The organism is Trinickia sp. (assembly GCF_036503415.1).
In the GTDB taxonomy this organism is placed as follows: Bacteria; Pseudomonadota; Gammaproteobacteria; order Burkholderiales; family Burkholderiaceae; genus Trinickia.
This window is the reverse complement of the sequence record NZ_DASXWY010000089.1, coordinates 126,883-142,373: the sequence shown is the minus strand read 5'-3', so window position 1 is coordinate 142,373 and position 15,491 is coordinate 126,883. Positions and strand designations below refer to the sequence as shown.

The 15,491-nt window shown below is 64.5% G+C and carries 15 protein-coding genes and 2 pseudogenes; 8 read left to right on the top strand and 9 right to left on the bottom strand.

Annotated features, from left to right (window positions below; genetic code table 11):
• Nucleotides 1-335 (bottom strand): thioesterase family protein (locus tag VGL01_RS13095; protein ID WP_331569910.1); only part of this gene is annotated, 335 nt, incomplete at its 3' end.
• A gap of 378 nt (nucleotides 336-713) precedes the next feature.
• Between VGL01_RS13095 and VGL01_RS13090 the strand changes: the two genes are divergently transcribed.
• Nucleotides 714-1,139, top strand: coding sequence for a hypothetical protein (locus tag VGL01_RS13090; protein WP_173256117.1), 426 nt, complete (start codon nucleotides 714-716; stop codon nucleotides 1,137-1,139).
• Between the two features lie 17 nt (nucleotides 1,140-1,156).
• On the opposite strand, the gene VGL01_RS13085 is transcribed toward VGL01_RS13090, so the two are convergent.
• Both VGL01_RS13085 and nodI read right to left on the bottom strand, forming a co-directional pair.
• Nucleotides 1,157-2,002 (bottom strand): ABC transporter permease, encoded by an 846-nt coding sequence (locus VGL01_RS13085; protein WP_414720243.1) that lies wholly within the window; start codon nucleotides 2,000-2,002, stop codon nucleotides 1,157-1,159.
• Nucleotides 2,003-2,033: 31 nt separating this feature from the next.
• Complete coding sequence (gene nodI / locus VGL01_RS13080) at nucleotides 2,034-2,948, bottom strand: nodulation factor ABC transporter ATP-binding protein NodI (RefSeq protein ID WP_331569908.1); 915 nt, start codon at nucleotides 2,946-2,948, stop codon at nucleotides 2,034-2,036.
• 199 nt (nucleotides 2,949-3,147) lie between these two features.
• Here nodI and VGL01_RS13075 point away from each other — a divergent pair, with 199 nt between their 5' ends.
• Nucleotides 3,148-3,645, top strand: coding sequence for a universal stress protein (locus VGL01_RS13075; RefSeq protein WP_331569906.1), 498 nt, complete (start codon nucleotides 3,148-3,150; stop codon nucleotides 3,643-3,645).
• A 24-nt stretch (nucleotides 3,646-3,669) separates the two neighbouring features.
• On the opposite strand, the gene VGL01_RS13070 is transcribed toward VGL01_RS13075, so the two are convergent.
• From VGL01_RS13070 to lexA, 3 genes are all read right to left on the bottom strand, one after another.
• Nucleotides 3,670-4,302: a DUF2939 domain-containing protein gene (locus VGL01_RS13070; RefSeq protein WP_331569904.1), complete on the bottom strand. Its 633-nt coding sequence runs from the start codon at nucleotides 4,300-4,302 to the stop codon at nucleotides 3,670-3,672.
• 137 nt (nucleotides 4,303-4,439) lie between these two features.
• Nucleotides 4,440-4,784, bottom strand: coding sequence for a hypothetical protein (locus VGL01_RS13065; protein ID WP_331569902.1), 345 nt, complete (start codon nucleotides 4,782-4,784; stop codon nucleotides 4,440-4,442).
• Between the two features lie 23 nt (nucleotides 4,785-4,807).
• On the bottom strand, nucleotides 4,808-5,455 hold the full coding sequence (lexA, locus tag VGL01_RS13060; protein ID WP_173256122.1) for a transcriptional repressor LexA: 648 nt from the start codon (nucleotides 5,453-5,455) through the stop codon (nucleotides 4,808-4,810).
• Nucleotides 5,456-5,667: 212 nt separating this feature from the next.
• Here lexA and VGL01_RS13055 point away from each other — a divergent pair, with 212 nt between their 5' ends.
• The 6 genes and pseudogenes from VGL01_RS13055 (at nucleotide 5,668) to VGL01_RS13030 (ending at nucleotide 11,441) form a co-directional block, all read left to right on the top strand.
• On the top strand, nucleotides 5,668-6,705 hold the full coding sequence (locus VGL01_RS13055; RefSeq protein ID WP_331569900.1) for a sulfate ABC transporter substrate-binding protein: 1,038 nt from the start codon (nucleotides 5,668-5,670) through the stop codon (nucleotides 6,703-6,705).
• Between the two features lie 26 nt (nucleotides 6,706-6,731).
• Nucleotides 6,732-7,625 carry a sulfate ABC transporter permease subunit CysT gene (cysT, locus tag VGL01_RS13050; protein WP_331569898.1) on the top strand — a complete coding sequence of 298 codons (894 nt, stop codon included), beginning with the start codon at nucleotides 6,732-6,734 and terminating at the stop codon, nucleotides 7,623-7,625.
• A complete protein-coding gene (gene cysW, locus VGL01_RS13045; protein WP_331569896.1) occupies nucleotides 7,622-8,596 on the top strand; it encodes a sulfate ABC transporter permease subunit CysW in 975 nt (324 codons plus the stop codon). The genes cysT and cysW overlap by 4 nt, the downstream gene beginning before the upstream one ends.
• 10 nt (nucleotides 8,597-8,606) lie before the next feature.
• A pseudogene (locus VGL01_RS13040) lies at nucleotides 8,607-9,326 on the top strand (sulfate/molybdate ABC transporter ATP-binding protein); the annotation flags it as partial.
• Nucleotides 9,327-9,389: 63 nt separating this feature from the next.
• A complete protein-coding gene (locus tag VGL01_RS13035; protein WP_331569894.1) occupies nucleotides 9,390-10,316 on the top strand; it encodes a CysB family HTH-type transcriptional regulator in 927 nt (308 codons plus the stop codon).
• A gap of 93 nt (nucleotides 10,317-10,409) precedes the next feature.
• The gene (locus VGL01_RS13030) at nucleotides 10,410-11,441 is read left to right on the top strand and encodes an asparaginase (RefSeq protein WP_331569892.1); all 1,032 of its coding nucleotides are present in this window, start codon (nucleotides 10,410-10,412) and stop codon (nucleotides 11,439-11,441) included.
• Between the two features lie 347 nt (nucleotides 11,442-11,788).
• On the opposite strand, the pseudogene VGL01_RS13025 reads toward VGL01_RS13030, so the two are convergent.
• From VGL01_RS13025 to gcl, 3 genes and pseudogenes are all read right to left on the bottom strand, one after another.
• Nucleotides 11,789-12,778: pseudogene (locus tag VGL01_RS13025) on the bottom strand (2-hydroxy-3-oxopropionate reductase); the annotation flags it as partial.
• Between the two features lie 18 nt (nucleotides 12,779-12,796).
• Complete coding sequence (hyi, locus tag VGL01_RS13020; protein ID WP_331569890.1) at nucleotides 12,797-13,579, bottom strand: hydroxypyruvate isomerase; 783 nt, start codon at nucleotides 13,577-13,579, stop codon at nucleotides 12,797-12,799.
• A gap of 62 nt (nucleotides 13,580-13,641) precedes the next feature.
• Nucleotides 13,642-15,417, bottom strand: a complete 1,776-nt coding sequence (gene gcl / locus VGL01_RS13015) for a glyoxylate carboligase (RefSeq protein ID WP_331569888.1) — start codon at nucleotides 15,415-15,417, stop codon at nucleotides 13,642-13,644.
• Nucleotides 15,418-15,491 lie beyond the last annotated feature (74 nt).

Below are 15,491 nucleotides of genomic sequence, written 5' to 3'. Positions count from 1 at the left end.
TCGATATAGAAAAAGCGCCGGTCCCATCCGAGTATGCGGGTGCGCAACGCATAGCGCTCGAATGGACGAAGCTCGTGAACATACCGAATCATGACGCCGCTCAGCAACATTCGCCAACCTTTCGACATGGCGTTCTGCAGTACCCCATTGCGAAGCAGCAGATCGATGCGTCCCAGGTCCATGATCTGCAGGAAACGGCCGTTGTTCATATGCAGCTGCACGTCCAGGTCGGTCGGCAGCACGCGGAAATGACATTCCGAGGCATCGAGCGCCGCGAGGTTGGGACGTAGCATTGCGCGAATCGAAACGAATGCAAGGCGGGCGAGCAGTTTCAATTTATCCCTCGATGAAAGCGTCCCGTTTATTGGCCAATATATTGAGTCGTTATTTTTACAGGGAGCACGCGAGCCGCTTTCCGTTTTTCGGTTACGTCTCGTTACGCGGGCACAAGGCCAGTATAGAAGCACGGCTTTATCGGCCGTCATCCGAAACCTGTAGGTCCCGTATTCCAGACGAATCAAAATTTACGGGATCGTCGCGCGGCCTCGATGAGCGCGTTTGAAACGGGAATGCCGCTTGCGCGACATCGAGGTGCACGGCGAATATGCGTTGGGGCCGGATGCATGCCCACCGGTGGTACGATGCGTTCGACGGCCACGCATGCCCCGCACGGCGGTGGCGGTCGTCGTGTATCGAATTCATTGGAAGACGAAATGAGCAAGCAAAAGAAGACCGATCCGAAACTCGAACAAGCATTGACTCGCGGCGACCTCGCTATTCGTCAAGCGAACTCGGCGCGCGCAACTGCCGTACTTCGAGCCCTTGCGAAGATGGTGGTGGACGCCTGCGCGACGATCGGCGTCGAGGCGCATACCTCCATTCCCGACGGCGACCGCGTCTACGATCCCGTCAACGGCGTGTGGCCTCAAAAGCTGCTCGTTTCGCTCGACGGCCCCGTCGAGACGTCGGATCCCGAAGAACTGCGCACGGTCCGGCTGCTCGCGGACACGCCTGAGGTCAGATTCCGCGTCGAATGGCATCGAGCCGATGGCAAGATGGGGCGGCACGAGGCGCAGCCGTTTTCGATGGTCGCGTTCATCACGGATGTCGAAATCCCCTGGGACGACGATGAACAGTGAGGGTTGTTTGGGTCGCCCTAACGCATCATGCGGCGGGAAAACAGCGCCGAGCAGACCAGAAACGACGTAACGGCATACGCCGCGAGCACGGCCACGTGCAGCGGCGCATCGACCATGGGGCGCCCGAGCATGGCGGGCCGGATCAGCTCCACCGCGTGCGCAAGCGGCAGCGCGAGCGCGGCGTGCTGCACCGCAGGCGGAAGCTGACCGAGCGGAAAGAACACACCGGAAAGCAGCAGCATCGGCGTGATCACCAGCGTCTGGTAGAACATGAAGAAGTCGTATGACGGCGCCATCGCCGTCACGATCATCGCGAGGCTCGCGAAAGCGAGCCCGGCCAGCGCAACGACGGGCAGGGCGAGCAGCATCGATGGGAAGTGCGCATAGCCCAGCGCGCCGGCCACGAGCATGATCGCGGCGCCCGACAACACCGCCTTGCTGGCCGCCCACGCGATTTCGCCTACGACAATGTCGCCGAGCGTGAGCGGCGTGTGCATGATCGCCTCCCACGTACGCTGCACGTGCATCCGGGAAAATCCAGAGTACATCGCTTCGAACGTGGCGGACATCATGACGCTCGACGCAACCGTGCCCGCCGCCAGAAAGTCGATATACGGGACACCGGCGACGTGTCCCACCATCAGCCCGAGCCCGAAGCCCAGTCCGAAGAGATAGATCATCGGGTCGGCCAGATTGCCGAACATCGACGCCAACGCCAGCTTGCGCCAGACCAGGTAATTGCGCCGCCATACGGCAATCCAGTGCGTTGCATTGGACGGCCACGCGAATCGCACGCGCACGGCATGCCGCTCGCGCGTGCGGCGCTGCCCAGTTTCGGTGCGATGGGAAGAAGACGTATCCATCAAAGCTTTTCCGGTTGACGTTGCCCGTGGCTCATTCCTGCATTTCTCGCCCGGTCAGGCGCAGGAAGACGTCCTCGAGGTTCGCCGGTCGGTGAAGGTAGCGTAATCCCTGGCGGCCTGCGAGACGAGCATTGACGGGCCCCGGATCGTCGACATAGCAAAAAAGCGTTTCGCCGCTGATCTCGGTGCGCACCGCAAAAGGCGACAATTCCTCGCGCAGGGCTTCGGGCGCCGCGCCATAGACTTCAATGACATCGCAGCCGATCTCCTTGGCGATCAATGCGCGCGGTGCGCCTTCCGCGATCTTTCGGCCTTCCTCGATGATGCAAAGCCTGTCGCAGAGCCGCTCCGCTTCCTCCATGAAGTGTGTCGTGAGCATGATGGTCTTGCCGCGAGACAACAACGAGCGCAACCGTTCCCAAATCAGGTGCCTCGCTTGCGGATCGAGCCCGGTTGTGGGTTCGTCCATGACCAGCACGTCCGGGTCGTTGATCAGTGCCCGTGCAAGCGTCAAACGTCGCTTCATGCCGCCCGAAAGTTCGGCCACGCGAGCATCGGCCTTGTTTTCGAGGCGCGCGAATTCCAACAGCGGATCCACCTTGGCCCGGGTCTTGCTCGCAGACAGGCCGAAGTAACGGCCGAATATGAGCAGGTTCTCGCGCACGGTGAAATCGGGATCGAGATTGTCGAATTGGGGGACTACGCCGACGCGCTGCCGGGCGATGCGCGAGCGTGCTGGGATGGATTCGCCGGCAAGCATGATCGTCCCCGCGTCGGGGTTCGCGATGCCGAGCAGCATCTTCAGTGTCGTGGTCTTGCCGGCCCCGTTCGGCCCTAGCAGTCCAAAGCATTCACCCGTGCGGACATGAAAACTCAGTCCATCGACGACCGTCTTATCGCCGTAGTGTTTTTGCACGTCAGAAAATTCGATCGCGTTTTGCGGCATCGGGAGTCGAATGTGGCTGATACGAAAATAGGTCCGTCGGCGCTCCATTCTATTGCATCGTCTGAAAGCGTCGTGCAAGGGAGCATAAAAGGACGCGTGGGCGGCAGCGAACTAGGCGTTTTCCATCTCTTGCAAGCGCGGGTGCGCCGCACCATGATTGAACCAAACGTCTGCGGTTAACGCAGGAAGGGAGGCCACGATGGCAAGCTACAACAAAATTCTGCTCTGTTACGACGGCACGCGCGAAGGCCGCAAAGCATTGCGCTGCGGCGCCGATCTCGCGCTCGACCTGAAGGCGGAAACGCATCTATTGTCGGTTGTCGACATGCGCACGAGCATCGCCCAAAGCGCTGGGCTATTGACCGACGTCGCGTGCGGCCGCTTCGAGGACGCCGCCCGGGAAATCCTGCAGGAAGGCGTCGATTGGCTCACAGAGCGGGGTGTCAAATCACAGGGGCATTTCGCGTTCGGTCATCCGATCGATGAAATCGCCCGGCTCGCCGCCGATTTGAAAGTGGACCTCGTCGTGGTCGGGCATCGCGCACGGAGCGGTTTGTCCCGCTGGTGGATGGGGGCAGGTAACACGCTATTGCTCGATCGCGTGTCGTGCAGCATTCTCGTGGCCGTCTCGACGGCGCATGAGCAAGAGCCCGTGACTGCAGCGCCCGCCAAGGCTGGCGCGGGAACGGAAAGCTGAGCGCCGACAGGCAGCGCGCGCACGCTACTGATTCAGGTTGACCGCGAAGAGCTTCCACGAGAACCAGCCGTCGCGCCGCAGCAGCACGCTGTAGGGCCGGCTTTGCGCATCGCGCCGATAGGTGACGACGAATTGATCGATGCCGTCATATCCCGCGCTCGCTCGCGGCGGTTGAGTAGGCGCAGGCGCAGGCGCGGGCGCGTTGGATTGCCCCTGGCCCGACGCGGCAGAGTCCTCGTCGGGTTGTGCGCCCGGCTGCGGCGGCGTTTCGCCCGGTTCGCCGCGGGGCGGCAAGCCGTTCAATAGCGCCGCGACGCCGTCCGGCGTGGCATAAGCGTCAACGAGCGGGCCAATCAGCGCCATACCGACCAGCGCACCGAGCGCCGCGAACGGATGCTCCCGTTTTTGCTCATCGATGCGGCGAGCCAGCATCTCGGTCACCTGCTGCTTCAGGCTCGTGCGCAGCGCCGGATAGTCGACGTAGCGATTGACGATTTCGGCATTCCGAGCGTCCGCCGCGCGCTTGAGCCGATCCAGCACAAGATACGGCGAGGCGTACGCCAAGGCGACCACCCCGAGGACGATAACGGCAACGAGGACGGCGACAGCGGTGACGAGCCGATGGCGGCGGCCGGGACTCCTTTGATCGTTCATCATTCGATAGTCAGCTCATTCGGATGGAATTCATGATGGACTGCTTCCGACGCGAAACGATCCCGGCCGTCATCACCAGCGGTAACAACCTGTTTCAGCGGGCAGTGGGACCCATGCGCCCCGGCGTTGCCCCCTCGGATTCAACCCAAACTGGCTGAGCGCAGCCCGGCGCGCTCCTCGTCGATGCACCGATCGATCATGCGGCACACAGCGTCGATCGTGCCGACAAGGATTACGCGCGACGCGCCGTGATAAACCCGGACAGGAGCGCGGCGCGCGGGCTCCGCGTGCAGGCCGCTGTTGAGTGACACACGGGCAAACGCGGGCTGTGTCGACGGCTGGAGGCCGGAAGACGACGCAAACGTCGATTCGCGCCCCGCGGTGCGCAATGGAGTTGCCTCGAGTGGCGGGCAGGGAATGAGGCCGCGCAAACGACGCAGGCGGCCGAAGGCGCGAAACGGAATAAGGCGGGCAAGGCGGTCCATGGCGTCTCCGTGATGTTCGTAATTCAGAATTCGGTGGGACGAATCAAGCCGACGGCAATCCCCTCGAGCGCGAACTCCGCGCTGCCGGCGTGCACGAAGATGTTCTCGTAATCGGGGTTTTCGGCGATCAGTTCGAGACCGTCGGGGCGGCGCTTCAAGCGCTTGACCGTGACGTCGTCCCCAAGACGCGCCACGATGATTTGACCGTCATTCGCTTCCGTGCGCTTTTGCACCGCCAGCAGGTCGCCATCGAGAATGCCGGCGTCGCGCATCGACAGGCCCCGCACCTTGAGCAGGTAATCCGGTTTGCTCGAAAAGAGCGCCGGGTCACAGGCGTAGTGCTGCGAGATATGCTCCTGCGCCAGGATGGGGCTGCCCGCTGCGACTCGTCCGACCAGCGGCAGCGACAACTGCATGAGCGCCGCATGGGGCAGCGAAAGCTGACGCGGCGCATCGTCCAGACCGAGCAGCCGGATGCCGCGCGACGCACCCGCGGCCAGTTCGATGACACCCTTTCGCGCCAGCGCGCGCAAGTGCTCTTCAGCCGAGTTTGCCGAGCTGAAACCCAGCGCCGCGGCAATTTCGGCGCGGGTGGGCGGAAAACCACTGTGCTCGATCGATTGCCGGATCAGATCGAATACCTGCTGCTGCCGTGCGGTGAGTTTGGTCATAGGGTCACTGTATGTATGAACAGGTTGCTGTATTTTTATACAGTATCGTGCGGATTTCAAGCAAAACGTTGCGACCCCGCTGCGAAGGCTCCCGGTGCCGCCTTTAGCATTTTTTCGTATAAAAAAATGAAAATCCATTCGTTCCGCTCATAAGGGCGACCGTCTAGACTGGCCCGACTTCATACAAACGCCGGCAGGCAGAGGGGAAACGCATGAGCACACGGGGAACGGCGCGTTCCGGCGCGCGCAGACGCTGGTTGGCGGGGATGGCCGCCGGCACGGCGGCGCTGATTCTTGGATCGCCGAGCGCATTCGCGCAAACGACGCTGCTCAATGTTTCCTACGACCCGACGCGCGAGCTCTATCAAGACGTCGACAAGGCTTTCGCCGCGCAATGGAAAGCCCAGACGGGCGAGACGCTTTCGATCCGTCAGTCGCACGGCGGCTCCGGTGCGCAGGCGCGCTCGGTGCTCGACGGCCTGCAGGCCGACGTCGTGACACTCGCGCTGGCCTACGACATCCAGGCGCTGGCCGACCGGGGCCTCGTGGCGCAGGACTGGCAAAAGCGGTTGCCGGACAACGCCTCGCCCTATACGTCGACGATCGTGTTCCTCGTGCGCAGCGGCAACCCCAAGCACATCAAGGATTGGGACGATCTGGTGAAACCGGGGGTTTCGATCGTGACGCCGAACCCCAAGACTTCGGGCGGGGCGCGCTGGAATTACCTGGCGGCCTGGGCCTATGCGCTCAACCGGCCGGGTGGCGACGCCGCCAAGGCCCGCGCGTTCGTCACTGCGCTCTATCGCAATGCGGGCGTGCTCGATTCCGGAGCGCGCGGCGCGACGACGAGCTTCGTGCAACGCGGTCTCGGCGATGTGCTGATCGCGTGGGAGAACGAGGCGTTTCTCGCACGCAAGGAATTCGGCGCGGACAAGTTCGAGATCGTGGTGCCGTCGGCCAGCATCCTGGCGGAGCCCCCGGTGGCGGTCGTGGACCGCGTCGTCGAGCGGCGCGGCACGCGCAAGCTCGCCGAAGCGTATCTGCGGTTTCTCTATACCGACGAAGGACAGCGGATCGCGGCGCGCAACTACTATCGGCCGCGCGCCACCAATTTGCCGGCCGATCTGACCGCGCAGTTCCCGAAGCTCAAGCTCTACACGGTCGATGCCACATTCGGCGGCTGGACCAACGCGCAAAAGACGCACTTTGCCGACGGTGGAGTGTTCGATTCGATTTATCAGCCGCATTGAGCGGTGCCCGCCTATCGGTCGACAGCATGACGAAATTCGCTTTTCGCAAACCCGGCGCCTTGCCCGGCTTCGGTCTGACACTCGGTCTCACGCTGACCTACCTGGGTCTCGTCGTGCTCATACCGCTCGCCATGGCCTTTTTGAAGGCGGCGACGCTCGGACCCGCGTCGTTCTTCGCGGCTGTCGCTTCGCCACGCGTCGTTGCCTCGTATCGTTTGACGATCGGCGCCGCGGCGGTTGGGGCACTCATCAACGGCGCGTTCGGCCTGCTCGTCGCGTGGGTGCTCGTGCGCTATCGGTTTCCCGGCAAACGGTTCGTCGATGCCATCGTCGATCTGCCGTTCGCGCTGCCGACCGCGGTGGCCGGTATCGCACTCGCGACGGTCTACTCCGAGCACGGATGGATCGGCCGGTGGCTCGCGCCGCTCGGCCTCAAAGTGGCATTTACGCCGCTTGGCGTGCTGGTCGCGTTGACCTTCATCGGCCTGCCGTTCGTCGTGCGAACAGTGGAGCCGGTCCTTGCCGATTTCGAGCGCGCGCAGGAAGAAGCCGCCGCCTGCCTTGGCGCCTCGCGCGCCCAGACGTTCGTGCGCGTCGTGCTGCCCGCGCTCGTGCCCGCCTGGTCCACGGGGGTCGCGCTCGCGTTCGCGCGCGCACTCGGCGAATACGGTTCGGTCATCTTCATCGCCGGCAACATTCCGATGAAGTCCGAAGTCACCTCGCTCATCATCATCACCAAACTGGAACAGTACGACTATGCCGGTGCAACTGCGCTCGCCACCGCGATGCTCGTCGCTTCGTTCCTGATGCTTTTCGCGATCAACGCGCTGCAATGGCATTGGCAGCGGCGCACGAGTCCGCGTGGGCGCCGCCGGTCGGGTCCGACGAGCGGTACGACGATCTCGGGAGCGCTCACATGAACCAACTTGCTGCGACCGCCCGTTCGGCTCGCGCGCCGGCAGCGGATGGCGTGCGGGCGCGAGCCGATACGCATGAAAATCGGGAGCGTGCTCAGACCGCCGGCGTCCGCCGACCGGCCGCATCGGCGCGCCGGTTCGCGCCTGCGGCCCAGTGGGTGCCGCGCTGGACGCTCATCGGCATCGCGCTCGTTTTTCTCTCGCTGTTTCTCGTCGTGCCGTTGGCCGCCGTCTTCACCGAGGCGTTCAGCAAAGGTGTGCGCTTTTATTTCGAGTCGCTCGTCGAGCCCGATGCACGCGCGGCGATCGCGCTGACGCTCGGTGTCGCCGCGATTGCCGTGCCGCTCAATCTCGTGTTCGGGCTCGCCGCTTCGTGGGCGATCGCGAAGTTCGAGTTTCGAGGCCGCGCACTGCTCACGACGCTGATCGATCTGCCGTTCTCGGTGTCCCCCGTGATTTCGGGCGTCATATACGTGCTGCTGTTCGGCGCCCAAGGCTGGCTCGGTCCGTGGCTCGAGCGGCACGACCTTCAGATCGTGTTCGCGGTGCCGGGCATCGTGCTCGCGACGCTATTCGTGACGTTTCCGTTCGTCGCGCGCGAGCTGATTCCGCTCATGCAGGCGCAGGGTAAGGAGCAGGAGGAAGCGGCGCGGGTGCTCGGCGCGTCGGGCTGGCAAATCTGGCGCCGGGTCACGCTGCCGAACGTGAAGTGGGGCTTGCTCTACGGCGTGATCCTCTGCAACGCACGGGCAATGGGCGAGTTCGGTGCGGTATCGGTGGTCTCGGGCCATATCCGCGGTCTGACCGACACCATGCCGCTGCACGTCGAGATTCTCTACAACGACTACAACTTCGCGGCCGCCTTCGCAGTCGCGTCGCTGCTCGCGTTGATCGCGCTCGCGACGCTGGTGGCGAAGCTCGTCGCGGAGCGCCGGATGGCCGCCGCCGGCGTGGGCCGCACGCATCATCGATGAAAGGATCGTCATGAGCATCACCGTTCGCAATCTGGAAAAACATTTCGGCGACTTCAAGGCGCTCGACGACGTATCGCTCGAGTTCGGCCGCGGCGAGCTGGCGGCCTTGATCGGACCGTCGGGCTGCGGCAAGACGACTCTTTTGCGCGTGGTGGCCGGGCTCGAGTCGGCCGATGCCGGCGAAATCGTATTGAACGGCCGCGACGTCACCATCCTCGACCCGCGCGATCGGCGTGTCGGGTTCGTGTTCCAGCATTACGCGCTCTTTCGTCATATGACGGTCTTCGAGAACGTTGCGTTCGGACTGCGCGTCAAGCCGCGTCGCGAGCGACCCGCGGCCGCGGCGATCGACGCCAAAGTGCGGGAGCTGCTCGAACGCGTGCAGCTCGCGCAGCTCGGCCAGCGCTATCCCGCCGAACTCTCGGGCGGGCAGCGGCAGCGCGTGGCACTGGCGCGCGCGTTGGCCGTCGACCCGTCCGTGCTGTTGCTAGACGAGCCGTTCGGCGCGCTCGACGCCAAGGTGCGTAAAGAGCTGCGCAATTGGCTGCGACGGCTGCACGACGAGCTTGCGATCACGACGCTCTTCGTCACACATGATCAGGAGGAAGCGCGCGATGTGGCGGATCGTATCGTCGTGCTCAATCATGGGCGCGTCGAGCAGCAGGGCACCCCGGAGGAAGTCTATGAGCGTCCGGGCACACCGTTCGTCAGCGAGTTTCTCGATGTCGCCGCATACTGAGTGCATCGCGCCTTACCGAATCGACCGCCGTACTCCCGAACCAGCGAGACTTGCATGAACTTCCCACAACTGCGATACGTACGCGAAGCGGTGCGCCGCAATCTGAACCTCACCGAGGTCGCGAATGTGCTGTTCGCCTCGCAATCGGGCGTCTCCAAGCAGATCAAGGATCTCGAGGACGAGCTCGGCGTCGACATCTTCGTGCGGCGCGGCAAACGCCTCACCGGCCTGACGGAGCCGGGCAAGGCGGTGCATCGCCTGATCGAGCGAATGCTGCTCGATGCCGAGAACCTGCGCCGCGTCGCGCGCCAGTACGCGGACGAGGACACGGGCCATCTCGTCGTGGCCACGACGCATACGCAGGCGCGCTATGCGCTGCCGCCCGTCATTCGCCAGTTCAAAGAGGCGTTTCCGAAGGTCCATCTCGCCTTGCGCCAGGGTAGTCCACGTCAGATCGGGCAGATGCTCGTCGACGGCGAGGCCGATATCGCGATTGCGACGGAAGGCCTCGACAGCTATGCCGACATCCTCACGTTCCCGTGCTACACGTGGCATCACGTGATCGTGGTGCCGAAAGACCATCCGCTGGCCACGCGGACCAACGTGACGCTCGAGGAGGTCGCCGATTTCCCGATCATTACGTATGAGCGCGATATCACCGGCCGCTCGCATATCGATGAAGCATTCGAGAAAACGGGCCAATTGCCCGACGTCGTGCTGACGGCCATCGACGCGGACGTGATCAAGACCTACGTCGAGCTTGGCATGGGCGTCGGCATCGTGGCCGCGATGGCGTACGACTCCAAGCGCGACACCGGCCTCGTTGCACTCGATTCGCAGCATCTGTTCGCGGCGAGCACGACGCGCGTCGGGGTCCGCAAGGGCGCCATTTTGCGGGCCTATGCGTATCGGCTCATCGAAATGTTCGCCCCTGAGCTCGCCGGCACGGACATCACCGGCAAGCTGCGTGAAGCGGCCTGAGCCGCAAGTCGCGGCGCCCCGTGCCCACCGATTGCGAAGCACCCGCCCGCCGCAGCGGCAACAGGCTCGGCGAGCGGCTTTCGCGCGTATAGAATGGCGGCCATGAACACGACCGCTACCTCCGCATCCTCCTTGCCGTTGCCCCGTGTCGCCGTGCTGGCGACGGGCGGCACGATTGCCGGCTCCGCGCCCGACGCGGCGCAAACGGCCGGCTATCAGGCCGGCGTCGTCGGCGTCGACAAGCTGCTGGCCGCCGTGCCCGCGCTCGCCGGCGTCGCAGCCGTCCAGGCCGAACAGGTCGCCAGCATCGACAGCAAGGATCTCGATTTTCCGCTCTGGAATACGCTGCTCGAGCGCATTCACACGCTCGCCGCACGCGAAGACATCGACGGTATCGTCATCACGCACGGCACGGATACGCTCGAAGAAACCGCCTATCTGCTGCATCTGACCGTCAAAACGGCCAAGCCCGTCGTGCTCACGGCCGCGATGCGGCCGTCCTCGTCGCTTTCCGCCGATGGGCCGCTGAACCTGCTGGGTGCGGTGACGGTGGCGGCCGCGCGTGCCGCCCATGGCCAAGGGGTGCTCGTCGCATTCAACAACCGGATTCACAGCGCGCGCGATATCGTCAAGACGAGCACTTACGCCGTCGATGCGTTCCAATCGCATGAAGTCGGCGTGCTCGGGTGGGTACAGGATGGGCGCGTCGAGTTTCAGCGCACCGTCGTGCGGCCGCATACGGCGGCGACACCGTTCGACGCAGCGAACGGGTGGCCCGCCGTCGAGATCGTCGCGAGCTACGCCGGGGCGTCGCGTACGGCCGTCGATGCGTTGGTTGCTGCCGGGGTGCGCGGCATCGTCGTGGCCGGGACCGGCAACGGTTCGATCCACGCCACGTTGCAAGCGGCGCTCGCGCAAGCCGCGGAGCAGGGCGTCGCGGTCGTGCGCGCGTCGCGGGTCGGCTCCGGCCATGTCATGCACAACGGCGCGGCGCCCGACGATGCGCTGGGATTCGTGAGCGCCGGCTCGCTCAACCCGTACAAGGCGCGCGTACTGCTGATGCTCGCGCTGGCAGCGGGTATGAAGGAGCGCACAGTGCTGCAGCTCGCCTTCGATACTTACTGAATCCGGGCGCCACGCCCGGTAGGACGCCGGCGTTGCGCCGTATGCTCGACATCCGGCAGGCGGACACCCGACGACGACGTCTGACCGACCAAGGCTTCCCCGACGTCGCCGGGTGCCGCTGACGGACCCCGCTCGCCGCTCTCAGCCCGAAAGCGGCGTTTTGCCCGCCACGGCGCGCGACGCCGGCCGCAAACGGCACGACGAACGCAAACGCCGGGCGTAGCGCCCCACAAGCCGGCCGCCCCCGCACGCGAGGCGCGGCCGATATCCCGCTTTGCCGTGACTTGCGCAGCATCCGGGCGGCGCGACGGCCGCACGCGGCGTGTCTTGGCGTGCGTCTCCCGTTTTCAGGCCGCGGGCGCGGTGCCGTCGTCGGCCTGGGCGATCTCGAAGCCCGCCATGATCTCGAGCGCGCGCAGCATGGCGGAGTGGTCCCAGGCATTGCCGCCGTGCGCTGCGCATACGCTGAACAGCTGTTGCGCGCTGGCCGTATGCGGCAGCGAAATGCCGAGCTTGCGCGCGCCGTCGAGCGCGAGGTTCAGATCCTTGCGATGGAGTTCGATGCGAAAGCCCGGCTTGAACGTACGCTTCGTCATCCGTTCGCCATGCACTTCGAGAATGCGCGACGAGGCGAAGCCGCCCATCAGTGCACGGCGCACGCGCTCGGGATCGGCACCCGAGCGTGCGGCGAACAGCAGCGCTTCGGCCACCGCTTCGATATTGAGCGCCACGATGATCTGGTTCGCGACCTTGCAAGTCTGCCCGGCACCGTTGTCCCCGATGAGCGAAATGTTCTTGCCCATCAGCTCGAACAGCGGCTTGGCGCGCTCGAAAGCGGCGTCGGGGCCGCCGACCATGATCGTCAGCGTGGCGTCGCGGGCTCCGACCTCGCCGCCCGAGACAGGCGCGTCGAGATAGTCGCAGCCGAGTGCGTTGATGCGTTTGGCGAAGGCTTGCGTGTCGAGCGGCGAAATCGAGCTCATGTCGATGACGAGCTTGCCGGGGGCCAGGCCGGCTGCGACGCCGTCATCGGCGAAGAGCACATTTTCGACGTCGGGCGTGTCCGGGACCATCGAGATGACGATGTCCGATGCGCGGGCGACCGCGGTGGAATCCTCGACCACGGTCGTGTTGCCGCGTAGATCCTCAGGTACCGGGTACTTGCCGTTGACGACGAGCGTATGCCCGCCCTTGAGCAGGTTGCGCGCCATGTGCGCGCCCATGATGCCGAGTCCGATGAAACCGATCTTTGCCATTTCCGTAGTTCCGTTGATCTGATGTTGCGGGGCGGATGGGGTATGCCGTTTCCCGAGCCGTTGCCGTCGATTGGCAGTGCGTGCCGGCCTGCAGCCGGCCTACTCGCGTATCGCGCGTTCGAGCCAGCCGAGTCCGGCTTGCGTCGTCGTGAGCGGCTTGTACTCGCAGCCGATGTAGCCGTCGTAGCCCAGTTTGTCGAGCCACGCGAACAGGAACGGGTAGTTGATCTCGCCCGTGCCCGGTTCATGCCGGCCCGGGTTGTCGGCAAGCTGGATGTGCGCGATGCGCGGCAAATTGCGTTCGATGGTGGCCGCGAGCTCGCCCTCCATCCGCTGCATATGATAGATGTCGTATTGCAGGTAGAGGTTGTCGGAATCGACCGCCGCAATGACATCGAGCGCTTCCTTCGAACGGTTGAGCGCGAACCCGGGGATGTCGAACGCGTTGCAGGGCTCGACGAGCAGCCGGATGCCTTCGCGCTTGAGCGCCGCGGCGGCGAATCGTAGGTTTTCGACGAGGGTGTCGAAGCTGCGCCGGGCGTCCACCTGCTGCGGCCGGATGCCGACGAGGCAGTTCAACTGCGGCACGCCGAGCGCTTTGGCGTAGTCGATCGCGCGCCCGACACCGTCCTGAAACTCGGAGACGCGCTCGGGCAGGCAGGCGATGCCGCGCTCGCCCGCATCCCAGTTGCCGGCCGGCAGGTTATGCAGCACCAGCCGTAGCTGGTTGGAGGCAAGCCGCTCAGCCAGTTCGGCGGCGGGATACGGGTACGGGAACAGGAATTCGACGGCGGTGAAACCCGCCTTCGCGGCTGCCGCGAAGCGCTCGAGAAACGGCACTTCGTTGAACAGCATGGTCAGGTTGGCTGCGAATTTCGGCATGGTGGTGACTCGTCGGTCGGTCAGTCAGTCAGGTAAGTCAGGTCAGGATGCGAAAAGCGGTGTCATTCGAACGCGGCGATGGCCGTCGGCGCGTCTTCGAGCGTTTCGGCGAGCGGTTCGAATTCGTTGACCGCATCGATCTCCGCGCCCATGGCGATATTCGTCACCCGCTCGAGAATCACTTCCACGACGACCGGCACCTTGAACTCCGAGAGCATCGCCTGCGCTTTTTTCAGCGCGGGCTGGATGTCCTCGGGTTTGAATACGCGCAGTGCCTTGCAGCCGAGGCCCTCGGCCACGGCGACATGATCGACGCCATATCCGTTGAGCTCCGGAGCGTTGATGTTCTCGAAAGCGAGCTGCACGCAGTAGTCCATGTCGAAAGCGCGCTGCGCTTGCCGGATCAGGCCCAGATACGAGTTGTTGACCACCACGTGCACATAGGGCAGGTTGAACTGCGCGCCGACGGCGAGCTCCTCGATCATGAACTGGAAGTCGTAGTCGCCCGAGAGCGCGACGATCGGACGCTGCGGGTCCGCCGCGCGCACGCCGAGCGCCGCGGGAATCGTCCAGCCGAGCGGTCCGGCCTGACCGCAGTTGATCCAGTTGCGAGCCTGGTAGACATGGAGGAATTGCGCGGCGGCGATCTGCGAGAGTCCGATCGTGCTGACGTAGCAGGTGTCGCGGCCGAACGCCTTGTTCATCTCCTCGTAGACGCGCTGCGGCTTGATCGGCACGTTATCGAAATGCGTCTTGCGGTGCAGCGTGCGCTTGCGTTCGCGGCAGGCCTCGGCCCATTCGGCGCGATCCTTCAGGCGGCCTTCGGCACGCCACTCGCGCGCCACTTCCACGAAGAGTTCGAGCGCGGCTTTGGCGTCCGAAACGATGCCCAGATCCGGGCCGAATACGCGCCCGATCTGCGTGGGCTCGATGTCCACGTGCACGAACTTGCGGCCCTTCGTATAGACCTCCACACTGCCGGTATGCCGATTGGCCCACCGGTTGCCGATCCCGAGCACGAAATCCGAGGCGAGCAGGGTGGCATTGCCATAGCGGTGCGACGTTTGCAGACCCACCATGCCGGCCATGAGCGGATGGTCGTCGGCGATCGCGCCCCACGACATCAGCGTCGGGATGACGGGCACGCCGAGCGTCTCGGCGAATTCCACGAGCAAGGCCTCGGCTGCCGCGTTGATGACGCCGCCGCCGGACACGATGAGCGGGCGCTCGGCGTCATTGAGCATGGTGAGCGCGGCCTCGATCTGGCCGCGTGTGGCCCGCGGCTTGTAGACCGGCAGCGGCTCGTAGGTCGCGATGTCGAATTCGATTTCGGCCAGTTGCACGTCGATCGGCAAATCGACGAGCACGGGGCCCGGGCGGCCCGAGCGCATGAGGTGAAACGCCTGCTGAAACACGCGCGGCACGAGCGCCGGCTCGCGAACGGTCACGGCCCACTTCGTGACGGGCTTGGCGATCGATTCGATATCGACGGCCTGGAAGTCTTCCTTGTAAAGCCGCGAGCGCGGCGCCTGGCCCGTGATGGCGAGAATCGGAATCGAATCGGCCGACGCGGAGTAGAGCCCGGTGATCATGTCCGTGCCGGCCGGCCCCGAGGTGCCGATGCACACGCCGATGTTGCCCGGCGCGGCGCGCGTATATCCCTCGGCCATGTGCGAAGCGCCTTCGACGTGACGCGCCAGCACATGACTGATGCCGCCGGCCTTTTTCAGTGCCGAATAAAGCGGATTGATCGCGGCGCCGGGCACACCGAAGGCGGTATCGATGCCTTCTTTCTCCAGCACGAGCACGGCGGCGTCGATAGCTCTCATTTTCGGCATGAGTGTCTCCTGGTTCCTGTTCCTGATAGTTGAGTACTTCGTTGCAATCACTGTAAGTGGCCGAGAAAGGTTTG